Source organism: Lysinibacillus halotolerans (assembly GCF_003711845.1).
GTDB lineage: Bacteria > Bacillota > Bacilli > Bacillales_A > Planococcaceae > Ureibacillus > Ureibacillus halotolerans.
Genome location: NZ_RHLQ01000043.1, coordinates 1 through 14,753, shown reverse-complemented (window position 1 = coordinate 14,753; position 14,753 = coordinate 1). Strand labels below are relative to the sequence as shown.

At 33.9% G+C, this 14,753-nt stretch carries 19 protein-coding genes; 4 read left to right on the top strand and 15 right to left on the bottom strand.

The window, feature by feature from the left end; translation table 11 throughout:
- Positions 1 to 43: 43 nt before the first annotated feature.
- The 9 genes from EC501_RS14485 to EC501_RS14440 all read right to left on the bottom strand — a co-directional run bounded on the left by EC501_RS14485 (position 44) and on the right by EC501_RS14440 (position 6,636).
- Positions 44 to 328, bottom strand: a complete 285-nt coding sequence (locus tag EC501_RS14485) for a hypothetical protein (RefSeq protein ID WP_122973015.1) — start codon at positions 326 to 328, stop codon at positions 44 to 46.
- A complete protein-coding gene (locus tag EC501_RS14480) occupies positions 325 to 624 on the bottom strand; it encodes a DUF2089 family protein (protein ID WP_122973014.1) in 300 nt (99 codons plus the stop codon). Before EC501_RS14480 ends, EC501_RS14485 begins: the two co-directional genes overlap by 4 nt.
- 132 nt (positions 625 to 756) lie before the next feature.
- Entirely contained in the window at positions 757 to 1,791 is a 1,035-nt protein-coding gene (locus EC501_RS14475; protein ID WP_122973013.1) for a serine hydrolase domain-containing protein, read from the bottom strand.
- Between the two features lie 34 nt (positions 1,792 to 1,825).
- The gene (locus EC501_RS14470; RefSeq protein WP_122973012.1) at positions 1,826 to 2,203 is read right to left on the bottom strand and encodes a VOC family protein; all 378 of its coding nucleotides are present in this window, start codon (positions 2,201 to 2,203) and stop codon (positions 1,826 to 1,828) included.
- 143 nt (positions 2,204 to 2,346) lie between these two features.
- Positions 2,347 to 3,315: a DUF3994 domain-containing protein gene (locus EC501_RS14465; protein WP_122973011.1), complete on the bottom strand. Its 969-nt coding sequence runs from the start codon at positions 3,313 to 3,315 to the stop codon at positions 2,347 to 2,349.
- A gap of 824 nt (positions 3,316 to 4,139) precedes the next feature.
- Positions 4,140 to 4,520 (bottom strand): hypothetical protein, encoded by a 381-nt coding sequence (locus tag EC501_RS14455; protein ID WP_122973009.1) that lies wholly within the window; start codon positions 4,518 to 4,520, stop codon positions 4,140 to 4,142.
- A gap of 34 nt (positions 4,521 to 4,554) precedes the next feature.
- Entirely contained in the window at positions 4,555 to 5,034 is a 480-nt protein-coding gene (locus tag EC501_RS14450; protein WP_122973008.1) for a GNAT family N-acetyltransferase, read from the bottom strand.
- A 155-nt stretch (positions 5,035 to 5,189) separates the two neighbouring features.
- Positions 5,190 to 6,185: a trypsin-like serine peptidase gene (locus tag EC501_RS14445; protein WP_122973007.1), complete on the bottom strand. Its 996-nt coding sequence runs from the start codon at positions 6,183 to 6,185 to the stop codon at positions 5,190 to 5,192.
- A gap of 73 nt (positions 6,186 to 6,258) precedes the next feature.
- Positions 6,259 to 6,636 (bottom strand): DUF3221 domain-containing protein, encoded by a 378-nt coding sequence (locus tag EC501_RS14440; RefSeq protein ID WP_122973006.1) that lies wholly within the window; start codon positions 6,634 to 6,636, stop codon positions 6,259 to 6,261.
- Between the two features lie 299 nt (positions 6,637 to 6,935).
- Between EC501_RS14440 and EC501_RS14435 the strand changes: the two genes are divergently transcribed.
- Positions 6,936 to 7,361, top strand: a complete 426-nt coding sequence (locus EC501_RS14435; RefSeq protein WP_122973005.1) for a nucleoside 2-deoxyribosyltransferase — start codon at positions 6,936 to 6,938, stop codon at positions 7,359 to 7,361.
- Positions 7,362 to 7,414: 53 nt separating this feature from the next.
- Here the strand turns inward: EC501_RS14435 and EC501_RS14430 are convergent, their stop codons facing one another.
- From EC501_RS14430 to blaOXA, 6 genes are all read right to left on the bottom strand, one after another.
- The gene (locus EC501_RS14430) at positions 7,415 to 7,843 is read right to left on the bottom strand and encodes an OsmC family protein (protein WP_122973004.1); all 429 of its coding nucleotides are present in this window, start codon (positions 7,841 to 7,843) and stop codon (positions 7,415 to 7,417) included.
- 27 nt (positions 7,844 to 7,870) lie between these two features.
- Complete coding sequence (locus tag EC501_RS14425; RefSeq protein WP_122973003.1) at positions 7,871 to 8,617, bottom strand: amino acid ABC transporter ATP-binding protein; 747 nt, start codon at positions 8,615 to 8,617, stop codon at positions 7,871 to 7,873.
- A 14-nt stretch (positions 8,618 to 8,631) separates the two neighbouring features.
- Complete coding sequence (locus EC501_RS14420) at positions 8,632 to 9,273, bottom strand: amino acid ABC transporter permease (protein WP_122973002.1); 642 nt, start codon at positions 9,271 to 9,273, stop codon at positions 8,632 to 8,634.
- A gap of 17 nt (positions 9,274 to 9,290) precedes the next feature.
- A complete protein-coding gene (locus EC501_RS14415; RefSeq protein ID WP_122973001.1) occupies positions 9,291 to 10,112 on the bottom strand; it encodes a substrate-binding periplasmic protein in 822 nt (273 codons plus the stop codon).
- Between the two features lie 17 nt (positions 10,113 to 10,129).
- Positions 10,130 to 10,756 carry a TetR/AcrR family transcriptional regulator gene (locus tag EC501_RS14410; RefSeq protein WP_122973000.1) on the bottom strand — a complete coding sequence of 209 codons (627 nt, stop codon included), beginning with the start codon at positions 10,754 to 10,756 and terminating at the stop codon, positions 10,130 to 10,132.
- A 187-nt stretch (positions 10,757 to 10,943) separates the two neighbouring features.
- Positions 10,944 to 11,747: a class D beta-lactamase gene (blaOXA, locus tag EC501_RS14405; protein ID WP_122973029.1), complete on the bottom strand. Its 804-nt coding sequence runs from the start codon at positions 11,745 to 11,747 to the stop codon at positions 10,944 to 10,946.
- A 152-nt stretch (positions 11,748 to 11,899) separates the two neighbouring features.
- On the opposite strand from blaOXA, the gene EC501_RS14400 reads away from it, so the two are divergent.
- From EC501_RS14400 to EC501_RS14390, 3 genes are all read left to right on the top strand, one after another.
- Positions 11,900 to 13,267 (top strand): aminotransferase-like domain-containing protein, encoded by a 1,368-nt coding sequence (locus EC501_RS14400; RefSeq protein ID WP_122972999.1) that lies wholly within the window; start codon positions 11,900 to 11,902, stop codon positions 13,265 to 13,267.
- 553 nt (positions 13,268 to 13,820) lie between these two features.
- Positions 13,821 to 14,033, top strand: coding sequence for a hypothetical protein (locus EC501_RS14395; protein WP_122972998.1), 213 nt, complete (start codon positions 13,821 to 13,823; stop codon positions 14,031 to 14,033).
- 91 nt (positions 14,034 to 14,124) lie between these two features.
- The gene (locus tag EC501_RS14390) at positions 14,125 to 14,631 is read left to right on the top strand and encodes a hypothetical protein (protein WP_122972997.1); all 507 of its coding nucleotides are present in this window, start codon (positions 14,125 to 14,127) and stop codon (positions 14,629 to 14,631) included.
- Positions 14,632 to 14,753 lie beyond the last annotated feature (122 nt).

Genomic DNA, 14,753 nt, shown 5'->3' with positions numbered 1-14,753 from the left:
ATAAGCCCTAGATTATTTTGGTCTAGGGCTTATTTCACTGTAGTTAAATTTCACGAGCTTTCATTTTTTCTAATTCTTTTTGCGTTTTATTGGCAACAATTTTTCTTCCACTAATCCAATATCCAATTAAAAATGCTTCGCCCAAAATAAAGTATAAAGCTAGTTTTAGAATAGACCAATCAACGATGTCCGTTGTGTAGACATATAGTATAAATGCTAAATATCCAATGGGGATAATAGAACCTAAATACCTCTCGTTCCTAGTCGATAAAAAATGTTGAACAGCAAATACGAGTACAATGATGCCTAGTCGATACCAGTCATTCATTTGTTTTGTACCTCCTTTTTATATTTCTCAATGATTAATTTTGCATCTTCTAAACTAATCCGATCATCGATGGATAGTTTTTTAATAAAACGAATGAATTCTTCATTTTCCGTACTTTCATTAACTTTAATTTTTTCAATCAATTTATCCAGGCGAATTCTCACCGTCGGATAAGAAACTTCGTAGTATCTTGCAATATCTTTTAAAGAACCTGAATTTAATATGAAATTTTTAATAAATTCAACGTCTTCTTTCTCTAAAGATAATAACCAACTTGGAATATCGTGCTTATCCATCACACCACCCCTTCATCATTATTTAATTTTATTTAAACATTATTTTTAATAAAATTCAAGTTTAGTTTAATATTATTAAAGTTTTAACAAATAAAGGCGTTTATCCTCCTTGAACAAACGCCTATTTATTGCTTATTTAATTAATCTTTGTGCAACTATTTCCTCTTCAATTGCCTTCATCATGGCAAAAGCACCTTCAGATTTGTTCGAGCAAATGACAGTTTGGATGGAGAATGAAGGATAAAAGGCAGAGTGAAAACTTACTCCCGGATCGTATCCCATTATGTGATACTTGAACATTTCATTTCCCTTTTTTTGAATCCAAACACCATAACCGTAATAACTATTTTCATTTACTTGAATGTGAGGTGTAAGTAGTTTACGAGTGTATTCATCCCTTAATAATTGATGATCCATCAGGGCATGCCAGAAATTTGACATATCCTTTACGCTCACAAAGGCCCCTCCATCGGACCCCCCTTTGACTGGTAATGAATAGATATTCGTCTTCCAAGTACCATCTGGAAAATCAATATACCCAAGAGCCGTTTTTTCTGGTAGTGAATCCATTTCAAAATAACCAGCGCCTTTCATATTCGCTCTTTTGAATATATTCTCCTTTACATATTCAGAGAATGGACGCTGGCTTACTTGTTCTACAATAAGCCCCAGTAAGATATATCCTGCGTTGTTATAGTGGAACTTTTCCCCTACTCCCGATTTCATCGATTCATTTTGAAATAGCGGTAAGAAATTTTCCAAATTCCTTATTAAGTACATCGGATTTTTAATCCATAACTCTTCAAAATCTTCCATTACTTCCTCATCAAAATAGTCGGGTATTCCAGCCGTATGGGTTAATAAATGATGAACCGTAATATCTTGATCGAAGTGAATAAAAGAATACTTTAAACATTCCTGCAGCTTCGTTTCAAAGGAAAGTTTTCCTGCCTCCACTAGTTGACAAATCGCGACCGCAGTAAACAGTTTACAGCCCGATGCAATCCCGAATCGAGTATCTGGTTTGTTTTCAATTTGTTCAGAACGACTGGCAAATCCGTAACTTTCCATTGCTAAAATTTCTTCTTCTTTTTTTACTAGAACTGTTCCGGAAAAATGACCGTCTTCCTGAACTTGGTTTAAACGGTTAATGATTGTTGTCATCAAATCTTGGCCTTCCTTCTGTAATGTAGTAACTTCCTTATTGGCAAACACCTAAAGGATTATGATCTGGATCATAGAAAGTAAAAAATTTCGTCGTTCCTTCCCCACCCATTTCATTTACTTTGACGTTCTTTTCAACTAAATATGTGTACATTTCTTCGATATCTTGGGGAATGAAGTTGTAGTATTTTCCTACACCAAATTGATTTTCTGGAAACTTCATTGGCTTGTGGTTAGCAGTTTTAACTAGACAAACAACAGTAGGTGAATGTTCGCTAATCTTCATCACCGCCGCCTCTTCTTCGAGATACACAAGCTCAAAACCTAATATCTCTTTATACCATGCCGCTGAAAATTTCGGATCCTTAACGGGAATAAAAACCCCTTCCATTCCTTTTAAAAGTGATTTCACCATCTATCACCACTCCTTACATTAAGTGATTAAATATAACATTCGGTAAATAATAGATTTGTCCTTTATTGGTTTCGTTTAAATTAGACAAAAAAGACGTTCATCCATTTTGGATAAACGTCTAACTGTCATTTATTTGGATTTATTTATTCTTTTTCCTCTTTTTGCTTTTCAAAACTAAATTCCGCTAACGTCTGGGCATCCATCATGCGAAGAATACCATCTTTAAAATAGGTTAAAACCATTTCCTGTTTGGCTCTGTTACCTGCGGATACACTTTTTCCATCCTTATATACTTCATTGTTTTCGATGAGTAATTGATGTGTTCTGAAATCATATTCCCATGTTCCTAACATTACATTATCTTTACTAGGATATAGTCCTCTACCATATCCTTCATAAGAACCATCAGCATTTAATACAATGGCTACAGACTTGTCGTCATATAACCATTTCCCAATTAATTCTTTCCCATCCTTTGATACATTTAGTGTTACACTATCATGGTCAATACCAGCTAAACTATCCAATTCATCTAAATCTTCGGTTGTAATTGTTCCATCCCCAACCGCTTCTGGATCTAAATCGTTTAGCATCGTTAAACCTTTCATTAAGAAATCATTCATTTCTTCATATTTATCAAGTACGCTACTTACATCTACTTCGTTTACAAGTAATCCTTCTTTTAACTTTTCTAAATACACTAAATAACTATTCGTAGCATCCACAAAGTATTGATGAGTTTCTTTATATTTTTCAGGCACTGTTGCAGTTTGAATTTCCTTTGAAATTTTCATATTCTCAATCGCTGCATTACCCATTTTTAACATTGGATCTTCTATAGTAGAACTATTATTAAACACATCAAGTATCACTTCTTGATTTTTTTTCAAAGTATCGATTTTTCCTGTTATATACTCATTGTATTCACTTTCTTGAAGAGTGACTGGCTCTACTTGAATTTCCTTATTTAACTGTTCTTTTAAATCATTTATTTTTTGCTCTGAATCTTGTGCCTCTGCCGCTTCATTGACACCTTCCTTAACGCCTTCTACAAATTGACTACAACCTGTTAATAAAAACGCCAAACTCGTTAATGCTAAAAATTTTTTCATATTAATTACCCTTCTTTTCAGTTGCTTTAATGCAATAATATTTGTTGGAATTGTATATTATTAACAGTATCTTTATTTATCAAATTAGACCATAAGACTATTTTCATATTTTACTTTTATTCAATTTGAACTACTTTAAATTAAACGAATCTACTCTATAAAAAAATGAGATGACTAGAACTAGTCGAAATCTAAAATAAAAATTTGGTAGTAATCATTTTTTTAGCCACAAAAAACCACCATTTTTTCTACCCGAGAAAATGGTGGTTTGGATTTTGCCCTAGTCTCATTCTTTAATTATTTAATCTCTTATCCTTAGACGAAAACCCAAATAAAAGGAAAATATATGGAAAGGCTAATAAAATTAAATGGAAATATCCGAAATTCCCAAATATCACCGTTTCATTTGCAGCATTGTATTCCAATTCATCTAAATAAACTCCTAATCCATAACTATACCAAATGACGTAAGCATATAAAATTGCAGAAATTCCATATAAGAATTTTCTAAAAGATTTACTTTACTAGATATTAGTAGAATTATGAATAGAATAGGATACAAAATTAATAGGGCTAAAACTAAGTAAAAGATGGAAATTGGTTCAAAATAATGAACATCCATTAGAAAACCTCCTGCATTTGTTATTTAGGATTACAAGCAGCCTTGTAAGTTTCTGCTAAAGATACATCTGGCCGATTTGATGTTAAAGTTCGGCATTTCTAACTCTAAATTTCTTAAAAACTGGCCATTACTCTAGGAAATTTTGAATTTTATTAACTAAAAAATAGCATCGTCTTATTTTTAGAGAACACCTCCCACTCTACTATTCCTTCCAATCAGCCGGGATATCCACTAACACATACTCACTAGTCCACTTTTGCGTTGTTACAATCAGCTTTTCACCTTGTTTTTCAAAGAAAAGTCCACTTCCATCTTTGTCTGTTAAGGTCCATCCACTTTGACTAACCATTTCTTTAATGATTTCATCAGATTCGGATGTATTTGGAGTGTGTACTATATACCATTCTTGACCATTTTCCTTTGATAAAAAAACGATTGGTTGATCAGAAGTATTTAGTTTCTCTAAAACTTCCCTTTTGCTTATAGTTTCTATTGGTAGCGATGGATAGTAGAGCTTATTGTAAAATACAAGTGCTCCAGCAATAATGATAGCGAATCCAATTGTTACGAATACTTTTTTCATAAAACACCGCCTAATTTTGAATTCTTTCCTCAATTTAAATTGCCCGGCTTAAAATTTCTCCCGGTAACCCGTCTATTTCACAAACTTTTTCCGATTCAAAACCGAGATTGATTAAAATTTTTCTAGACGCTATATTATTCGGATCGATAATGGCTTTTAACGTTGTGACGTTTGTTCCTTTGGCAAGTTCCACCAATTGTCTTCCAATCGTCTTTCCGTAACCCTTCCCCCAATGCTCAGGCACTATCATATAACCGATTTCAGCTTCTTCCTCATTGGTTGCATTCAACGTTAAATGGCCTAGACCAATAAACTTTCCACCCTCGCACACTTTGTAAGTTCCAAAAATATCATATTTTCGATTCCGTTCTAATATTTTTTGAAAGTTCTCCTGGGCTTCAGTGAAAGGAATAGCCCGTTCAGTAATTTGCTCCATCACCTTTTCATCGGAAACTAATTGAAAGTAGTAATCAAAGTCTTCTTCTGCAAATTTTACCCATTCTAAATGATTCATATTTATTCTCCTCGCTTTTCTTTTTTAAAATGAACGGACTGACACTTTCTATATTGTATAATAAATACATATATTGTATAATTCTGAGAATTTGACTAAAAGTGAGAGAAAAGAAAAAAGAGCCTTTATTGGCTCTTTTATATAAAAATTCGTTTTTATTGTAATGAAGCCCAAGTTATAAAGTCTACCATTGGTTTCGTCATTTTTGGGCCTCCATTTATAACATTTCCATTCTGTAATCTATATGAAGCATTATGAACTCCGACAACTTGATTTGAAGTATTAAGCATTGCGGACCCAGATTGTCCATTAAAAGTGTCAATCGTATAATATGCTAAGTTAGTAGACTCTTGACTAACAGTTCCTGACATTCCCCATTGATTGTATAATCCAGTTTCCTCTATTAAATCTGCTGGATAACCATATATTTTAATCGTAGTTCCTGATAGGTTTGTTACTTGTTTATATGGAAGGTATCCTACAATATCACCAGCATCATATGACCCATACTTTTCAAGTTTTAGAATGGCAAAATCGTATTGACTATCTCCTGAGTTTGAATACCCGACTGGATGATAATAATCTTGGATAAAATATGCACCGTATGAGTAATGGTTGTCCTTTAATGCTGGAATTACCACACCGCCTACTGCACTTTCACCTGTATCTAAATCATGCACACAATGAGCATTTGTTAAAACTAAATCCTTACCAATTAAAGTACCTGTACATGCAGCATAAAAATTATCATATTCTAATTCAACGTAAGCTATTTGCTTATGTGGAGTTTTAGTAGTATCTGTAACCTTTGTACGTTGATCTGTACCAATGACTGCAAAAGGAGAAAAGCTATTAGAATCTTTATCTTCATCTATTATTTGACCTGTACCGAAGTTTATCGTAGGTTTATTTGGATCTTTAGGTATTTCTCTTTCTGGTAAAACTTTACCACTTCCAACTTTCCCTCTAGATTCACTAACATTATAACTTTGTACTTGGTTTTGTAAATCCGAATACTTAATAATTTGACCTTTAGAATTAATTAAATCATAGGGGCTATTACTATTTGAAATAGTATTAGCAAAACTTGGACTAACTGTAATAGCGAGAGCCATCAATCCAAATAATACTGCAGAAATAATCCTTCTCATTTCCTAACCTCCTATTGATAGAATTTTCAATTAAATAATACCATTATTTGTATAATCTGTAAATTTATTAATTTTAATTTTCTGAAACTTCTAATTTATTAACTTTGTAAGTAGGAGGATTCGATTCTAGAATTTCACTATACCAAACCTTTACTTTTTGCCCGGTTTGTATATGTTCTAAAAGTGATTCATCTTTAAAACTCAGAAATAGTACCTTATTATAATATTTATCTAATAAAGTATTTAAAGGTAGTTCCATATCATCGTAGTTAAAATTTGTATCTTGAATTAGAATTTTTTTCCCTGACTTTTTATCAAATATTATGATCCCTTCTACACTCGCGTTATCTGTAACAATATCAGGTTCCGGACTACTAGAATTCTCACAACTTACTAAAGTAGGTAAGAAACAGAAGATTAGAAATAAGTATAATATCAATTTTAATTTCATCGCCCTGTCTCCTTTCTAAACTTTTAAAATTTGAATATATTCGGTCATTTTTATTACTTCAATAAAAATTGACTTTCTCCTTCTACAACTTTACTCCCCTACATTTGCACTTTTAATTTCAATACTCAATCAAGGGACTCGTTATTTCTTTAAATAAATGATTCCTTCAACTCAAAAAACGTCCAACAAACTTATTTAAGTAATTGTTATTGAAGGGATGGGTAGACTTGATTATGATTAACCGTAGTATTGTTTAATAATGAAGTGATTTTTGAAAATCACTCAGGGGGTCACACGAAATGAAAAGAGTTTATTTAGCTAGTCCTTTTTTTAACGATCAAGAGATTCGTTATTTGGAACAAGTTGAGGAGATTTTAGCAGAGAAACAATTAAAAGTATTCTCTCCAATGAGAAAGTCGGCATCGCCAAACGCTGAGGTAGGTTCACGCCAATGGTCCATTGAAACATTTATGGATGATATTAAACATATTAAGTGGGCTGAAATTGTCGTAGGCATTTACCATGGAAACTATTCAGACAGCGGAACAGCATGGGAACTTGGGTATGCTTATGCTACGGATAAGCCGGTTATTTTAGTTCATGTTGGTGAAAACAGTAACTTGATGGTCCATGAAGGTGCACACGCTAATATTACTTTAGAGGAACTGAAAGAATATGACTTTGATAAATTAGCTAGTTCGTTCTATTCAGGTGAAATGCTCTAAAACAAAAAATGATTGAAAGAGATGTACGATACAACTCTTTCAATCATTTTTCATTATACTTGTTCAGCAGTTACTTCTTCGCCATTTAAAATTAATTTGTAATTGATTTCAGCTTTTAAAGATGCAGACACGGCACAATATTTTTCTTCCCCTAAATGAATGGCGCGCCATACTTTTTTAGGTGTAATGTTACCATCTACTACGAAAGTAAGTGTAGCAGCAGTGAAGGCTGTTGGTAATTCTTCACGACGTTCACCATCTACTGTTATTTCTATGTTTTCAATATCATCTAAATGTGGTTTTAAAATCATTGTCACATCTATTCCGATACAACCGGCTAATGAAGCAAGTAACATTTCGGTTGGTGTTGCCGCCTTCCCTTCTCCACCATAGTTGGCTGTCGCATCCATCGTCATGGGATAGCCAGTTGGTCCAACTGCTGTAAAGGCACGTCCACCTTGCCATTTTGCTTTAATTTGCATTTTGTTCATTTCCTTTCATGTTCCAAGTTAAAATTCTGAAACTTGTCGTAAAAACTTTTGTGCTCGTTCTGTTTCCGGGTGTTCAAAAAATTCTACTGGATTAGCATCTTCGACAATGACACCATCCGCCATAAATAAAATCCGATCCGCTACCTCTTTTGCGAACTTCATTTCATGGGTTACGATAACCATTGTCATCCCATCTTCCGCCAAATCCCTCATTACTTTTAATACTTCTCCTACTAGCTCTGGATCTAGCGCCGATGTTGGTTCATCAAATAACATTAACTTTGGCTCCATTGCAAGGGCTCGTGCGATAGCAACCCGTTGTTGTTGACCACCTGAAAGCTGAGAAGGATAGGATTCCTCTTTCTCGGCAAGACCTACTTTTAAAAGTAAGTCGGAAGCAATGACATAGGCTTGCTCTTTATTCATTTTTTTCACAACGAGCAGTGCTTCCATGACATTTTCCACAACAGTTTTATGTGGGTATAAGTTAAATTGTTGAAATACCATCCCTGTTTCTTGGCGGATGGCGTGTATTTCTTTTTGTAAAACTTTTCTTTGCGCTTGTGGGTCAATGACATGTCCATTCACTTTGACTGTGCCGCCCGTTATCGCCTCTAACCCATTCATACATCTTAAAAACGTACTTTTTCCAGAACCACTAGGACCAATTACTGCTACGACTTGTTTTGCGGGAATCGTTAATGAAATGTCCTTTAATACTTCGTTTTTTCCGAAGTTTTTTTGTAGATGTTTAATCTCAATCATGCGTTGCGCCCCCTTTAGTAAACAGACAACCGTTTTTCAATTTTATGCAATATAAACGTAAAGAACGTACTCATTATCCAATACATGACAGCAATTGCTAAATAAAATGGCATATACACATAATATTGAGATACTAACAGTTGGGCAGAACGCATTAATTCTGTCACTGCAATGACTGAAACGAGTGATGTTTCCTTTAACATCCCGACAAAGGTATTTCCTAATGGTGGAATTGCATAACGTACAGCTTGTGGAATTACGATACGGCGCATTGCTTGACGTTCGGTCATCCCCGTTGCAATCGCTGCTTCTGTTTGACCTTTTGGTACGGATTCAATAGCACCACGGAAGGCTTCCGAAACATAAGCACCAATATTAATACTTAAAGCGATACATGCAGCTGTTAATGGTCCAAATTCAATACCGTAGTCGACTAAACCGTAGTAAACAATGACAATTTGAACTAGTGGCGGTGTTCCACGGATAATTGAAACGTATACTCTTGCAATCATACGTAGAAAGCGATTGCCCTTCAGTCGGGCAACCGCGGTAATTAAACCAATTATTAAACCAAAGAACATTGACACCACTGTGATAAGTAAAGTATAGTATGCCCCTTTTAGTAAAAAGGGGATATTTTCAATAACCAAATCCATTGTAGTGACCTACTTTCTTATTCTGCTGGTGGTGCTTCTTCAAACCATTTCATGAAAATTTCTTCGTACGTACCATCTTGTTTCATTTCTTCTAATGCTTTATTTAATGCATCAACAAGCTCTGTATTTCCTTTTTTCACCGCAACGGCCGCTTTATCGGATTTGATTGGTTCGCCAACTGCTTTAATCGCATATCCGTTTTCTTCAATGACAGGTTTTAAAGCATATACATTGTTAATTGTTGCATCAATACGACCTGCATCTAAATCTTTTAAAGTTGTAATGACATCGTCGTACGTATTAATTGTAAAATCTCCAACTTCAGGCATTAATTCTGTACGTAAATACGTTTCATCATTTGTACCTAGTCCAACACCGATTTTTTTCCCTTTAAAGTCTTCTTTTGATTGAATGTCTGTATTGGATTCTTTTACAATGACTTTTACTTGGTTTGTAATGTATGGTTCTGTAAAATCAATTTGTTTTTGACGTTCTTCCGTAATCGTTACTTGGCTCACTAATATATCAAATTTATCTTTTTGTAAGCCTGGAATAAGACCTGAGAAGTCTTGTGCGACAAACTCTGCTTCTACACCTAGTCGATTAGCTAATTCTTTAGCGATATCTACGTCAAATCCATCATATTCTTTATTTTCGTTTAAGTAATTGTAAGGCGCATATGTCCCCATAATACCAACTGTCATTTTGCCATCTTGTTGAATTTGCTCAAGAGCATTTGTTTCTTCTTTTTTTGAATCTTTCGTTGTATCTGTTCCACATGCAGCTAATATTAGTGAAGTAACTGCTACAAGTGATATTAACCATTTTGCCTTTTTCATGTTTTTTCCCTCCTGTTTTAGACTCCGAAAATACCGAAAAATTCAAATTTAACGGTCTCTTCAATAATTTGTTGTAGTGAATGATGCTGCAATACTTGGCTCGATGAAGAAGTTTTAAATAACCATCGCGATAAAACCCCTTCGAGAAGACTCATGACAAAAACAGCCTGCATCTCTGGATTGATGTGTTCATTTGTCATATGCAACTCTTTTGCCCTTCTTATATTTTTTGCAAAAGCAGCTTCCATATCCGTTTTAATTTCATCCACTTTTGCTTGTAATGTAGGCTGTGAATGAATCCCTTTTAGTATGATTTGCATTAAAAACGGATTTTCTTCAGCAAATTGAAATATATGTTCAAATATATTCATGGAAGAGACAACTGAATCTTTCACATCCACCTTCGTTGTACGATATCCGATTTGGATCGCATTTAAAATTTGAACACGACCAGCTTCCAACATCTCTAAACAAATGGCTTCTTTACTTTCAAAATGCCAATAAAACGTCCCTTGGGAGACTTCAGCCTTTGCTACTATGTCAGAAATTTTCGTATTCTCAAAGCCTTTTGTTGCAAATAATTCTAATGCAATCGCCAATAATTGTTGCTTTCTATCCTGCCTTCTCATTCGATCTTGCATCATTCACACCCTCCTAACTGACTCATCAGTTAATTAAATCCTACAAACTTACTTGAGATTAGTCAAATGTTTTTACTTAAATTTTTTCAAAAAATTTAATTTGCTAGAAATATAGTGCATTTATATAAAAAAAGAAGCCATTTGAATAATGCTCAAAATGACCTCTAAACAATTTGAAATTTACTACCTATTACTCTTCATCAAGAATATCCATTTTCTTTAACGTTTCCACCGTAATTTGTTTTGATTCTGTTCCAGAGCCATCTAGGTTAACAGCAAACACCCATGTTTCTTTCTCCGTTTCAATAAAGCCGACATACCATCCTAATCCCATATCTGAAAGTCTCGTTCCCGTTTTACCGTGGAGCGTATACTCATCCTGTTCGTCTTGAATCAAAATTCTTTTGACGGTTTTTTGGTTCTTTTCCGTAAAAGGAAGATCTTCTTCTACTAAGCTTTCTATAAAGTCTACTTGTTCTATTGCTGAAATTTCCAATGTACTGTCGAGCCAAAATTCGTCGATTCCACCAGATATATCTCTATTTCCATACCCTATTTGATTCACAAACTTTTCCATGTTCGTTACCCCGATATCCCGCGCCATATCTTGATAAAACCAAATAGCGGATTCCCTTATAGCGGAGGCTAAGGTGTGATCCCGATTCCAACTTTCAAATTCTCTTATCACTCCATCCCATCTTTTCACTTCATACTCATCTCTTACTGCGCCTGTCTCCAAACCGATTAACGAATTCGGCACTTTAAAAGTCGATTCGGGTGTGAATCGTTCTTCACTTCTCTCACGGTTATAGACATACATCTGATCATTTTTTAAATTTTTCAAAACCATCGTGCCATCTCTTCCATCAAATAATTGTTCAATATGCAATTCCTTCGTTTTTTTACCTTCCGCGCCTGGAGTTGAAGAAAAAGTAGTAAAAGCAAGGACGATTGAGAGTAAACACAACCCTATGAAACTAGAAACCTTTTTCATTGAACCTTTCTTTACCTTGTCCATTTGAATAACCTCCTTATTTTAGAAGTTTTTGGAACTTCCATCCTTTATACTAAAGAGGTAAATTCATTTCCGGTAGATAGTAAAAACGCCATCTGTACCCATACAAAATAAGGGGTGGAAATTTAAATATGGACACGAAATATCAAGAAATTATGAATGAAATTCATGCACAAATTGCTGACGGCCGCCTTCAACCCGGAGGGAAATTACCGTCTATCCGAGCCCTTTCAGAGGCCTTTAAATGTAGTAAAAATACAATTATTAAAGCTTATAATGAATTGGAAAAGCAACATAAAATTTATGCTGTTCCAAAAAGCGGTTATTATCTCGTCGGCAGTCGTCATTTAGATTCCGAAGCAGAGGAAATGATTGATTTTGTTTCTGCCGGTCCTGACAAATGGCATATGCCCTACCGTAATTATCAACATTGTATGAATCAGGCAATCGAATTGTATAAAGAAGACATGTTTCAATACGCCGAGCCCCTCGGTTTATCTATTTTAAGATCCCAATTATCGAAGCAATTGCAAGCGCTTCAAGTGTTTGCACCAGCACAAAGAATTTGTGTCGATTCCGGTTCCCAGCAAGCCCTTGATATTTTAGTAGCCCTTCCCTTTCCTAATGGCAAAGAGGAAATCTGTATCGAGCAGCCAACTCATTTCAGTATGATTGAGTCAATTTCATCAAGAAGGCTGAATGCAGTTGGGATTGAAATAACAAAAGAAGGTATCGACTTGAAACAATTAGAAAAAATCTTTAAAGAACGGCCTATTAAATTCTTTTATACTGTTTCCAGATTTCATAATCCTACCGGCTATAGTTATACAAATAAAGAAAAGAAAAAGATCGTTGAATTGGCCCAAATATATGATGTATTCATTATCGAGGATGATTATATGGGAGATCTTGATACACGGAAAAAAGCGGATCCGATGTTTGCCTACGATCCTTCTGGCAGAGTCATTTATACGAAAAGTTTTTCAAAAGTACTTTTACCTGGCTTAAGACTTGGGGCCGCTGTTTTACCTGAGTCGCTTATTGAGCTTTTTTCGAAAGCAAAGTTTGCTGCCGATGTCCACTCTCCTGTTTTAACGCAAGGTGCCTTGGAAATTTATTTGCAAAGCGGGATGTATAATGCCCATATACAAAATTTAAGAACAATTTATAAGAAAAAAGGCGAGATGTTGAAAAGGGCTTTCCTTACCTATTTGCCTGAAGGAGTAACCTTCACCGGTGCCGAATCTGGATTTTACTCTTCTATTCAATTGCCTTATCCATTGAAGGCATCCCATCTCGTAAATTCTTTAAAAAAGAAAAACGTTCTTGTTCAAGATGCGACAGGCATGTACCTACCTCCATATAAAAAAGAAAACGTCATCCGTTTGAGCGTCTCTCAAGTAGAAAACAGGAAAATCGAGGAAGGGATTCGAATCATTGGAGAAGAAATTAATCATCTGGTAAGGAAAAACACTAGCTATTTTGGAGGTATAAATTAGTTAAGCATTAGAGGACACGGAATATAGAAAATCTATAGTAAACCAGCTATATTTTATCGCATATAAAGGCAGAAGAACTTTTTTCAAATTTAATGAATTAATGGATATTCACCATTTGGATTGAATATAACTAAATATCCAATACGTATACTAAGTAATTACTATTATTAATTAAGCTGTTCTACTGTATCTCTAAGGTTTCAATAAGTTCCTTTAAGAATTTTATATCAAATAAGGGGTTGTCCATTTTATCCAAAAGTTGTAAGTTAAAGTTACCACACTTTTCTTTATAAGATTATATAGGAATAATAAAAGGATGGAAGAAAATCATTTATACAATATGTTGAAGTCGCTTTGAAATTATAAATATGACAGCGTATTCCCAGAATTACCAAAATGATTAAGTATTAAACTAGCGTTTGAAAGAAAAAGATGAATTAAAATGGAAAAAGGAATTATTACTTGTTTATAGTAAAATGTATTTTTAATAGAGAAGAAATAGTTAGATTACTTGTGTAAGAATTATAGTTAAGTAATATTCGGAGGTAAATTTATGAATACAAATTATATTGTAGGTACTTTATTCTTTTTAACTGGTAGTTTTATGTTATTTATGCATAGATTGGTAAGTCTAGCTGTTCATCATTTAGGCAATTTTGTGAATGATACTATTCATTTAAGCAACCTTTTATACATACCATCTATTTTATTTATTATAATAGGTTTGATTTTAATATATATAGGATTAAAAAGAGTTAAAAAGTAATATTTTACAAAAATAACCAAAAATAATTGGTAAATTTATACAAAAATTGTTATCCTAAAAATTGTAAAATATCAACATTGGAGGTATTTTTGTGAAAAAATTATTTTTGGTTTTTAGTTGTTTAATAATGGTCTTTGGTTTCAGTATTACTTCAAGCCAAGAAGCTAAGGCTTTAAGTGGTAATGAGCCAACTTACACTTATTGGATGCAATCTTCTTCTTCTTTAATTAAAACTACATACGGTTCTTGGGTTACTAGAACTGCATATACGCATGGTCCTGCTACAAAGACATATTCCTATGAAACTTCAACATCTTGGAGTGTGGAGAGCTATGCTGAGCTTAGTTATAATGAAATTAAAAGTGGTTTGAAATCTAGCTTTACTAGTACAAAGAAGATAACTGATTCTATGTCATGTAGTATTCCAAAAAATAAAAAAGGTGCTTATCAAACAAGAGATGTTTACAATCATTATAAAGTAAAATTGCAGGAATGGATAAGTGTTGATGGACGTAAATCGAAAACAGGGAAAACTAAAACTGTTACTATAAAGAAAAAAGTAGGATTAGAAGACAGATGTAATCTTATAAATAAATAATAAAAAAGAGGCTGGGACAAAACCCACCTCTGAAATGAAAAGCCGGTGAAATTTTACGATAAGTAAAATTTCACCGGCTTTGATTATTTTAAATAAAAAATAAGGACCACTTCTGATAAAAT

What these genes read in the sequence shown, in the direction of transcription:
- EC501_RS14485 (WP_122973015.1), bottom strand. Translation starts at nt 328, where the DNA reads ATGAATGACTGGTATCGACTAGGCATCATTGTACTCGTATTTGCTGTT.
- EC501_RS14480 (WP_122973014.1), bottom strand. Translation starts at nt 624, where the DNA reads ATGGATAAGCACGATATTCCAAGTTGGTTATTATCTTTAGAGAAAGAA.
- EC501_RS14470 (WP_122973012.1), bottom strand. Translation starts at nt 2,203, where the DNA reads ATGGTGAAATCACTTTTAAAAGGAATGGAAGGGGTTTTTATTCCCGTT.
- EC501_RS14465 (WP_122973011.1), bottom strand. Translation starts at nt 3,315, where the DNA reads ATGAAAAAATTTTTAGCATTAACGAGTTTGGCGTTTTTATTAACAGGT.
- EC501_RS14455 (WP_122973009.1), bottom strand. Translation starts at nt 4,520, where the DNA reads ATGAAAAAAGTATTCGTAACAATTGGATTCGCTATCATTATTGCTGGA.
- EC501_RS14450 (WP_122973008.1), bottom strand. Translation starts at nt 5,034, where the DNA reads ATGAATCATTTAGAATGGGTAAAATTTGCAGAAGAAGACTTTGATTAC.
- EC501_RS14445 (WP_122973007.1), bottom strand. Translation starts at nt 6,185, where the DNA reads ATGAGAAGGATTATTTCTGCAGTATTATTTGGATTGATGGCTCTCGCT.
- EC501_RS14440 (WP_122973006.1), bottom strand. Translation starts at nt 6,636, where the DNA reads ATGAAATTAAAATTGATATTATACTTATTTCTAATCTTCTGTTTCTTA.
- EC501_RS14435 (WP_122973005.1), top strand. Translation starts at nt 6,936, where the DNA reads ATGAAAAGAGTTTATTTAGCTAGTCCTTTTTTTAACGATCAAGAGATT.
- EC501_RS14430 (WP_122973004.1), bottom strand. Translation starts at nt 7,843, where the DNA reads ATGCAAATTAAAGCAAAATGGCAAGGTGGACGTGCCTTTACAGCAGTT.
- EC501_RS14425 (WP_122973003.1), bottom strand. Translation starts at nt 8,617, where the DNA reads ATGATTGAGATTAAACATCTACAAAAAAACTTCGGAAAAAACGAAGTA.
- EC501_RS14420 (WP_122973002.1), bottom strand. Translation starts at nt 9,273, where the DNA reads ATGGATTTGGTTATTGAAAATATCCCCTTTTTACTAAAAGGGGCATAC.
- EC501_RS14415 (WP_122973001.1), bottom strand. Translation starts at nt 10,112, where the DNA reads ATGAAAAAGGCAAAATGGTTAATATCACTTGTAGCAGTTACTTCACTA.
- EC501_RS14410 (WP_122973000.1), bottom strand. Translation starts at nt 10,756, where the DNA reads ATGATGCAAGATCGAATGAGAAGGCAGGATAGAAAGCAACAATTATTG.
- blaOXA (WP_122973029.1), bottom strand. Translation starts at nt 11,747, where the DNA reads ATGAAAAAGGTTTCTAGTTTCATAGGGTTGTGTTTACTCTCAATCGTC.
- EC501_RS14400 (WP_122972999.1), top strand. Translation starts at nt 11,900, where the DNA reads ATGGACACGAAATATCAAGAAATTATGAATGAAATTCATGCACAAATT.
- EC501_RS14395 (WP_122972998.1), top strand. Translation starts at nt 13,821, where the DNA reads ATGAATACAAATTATATTGTAGGTACTTTATTCTTTTTAACTGGTAGT.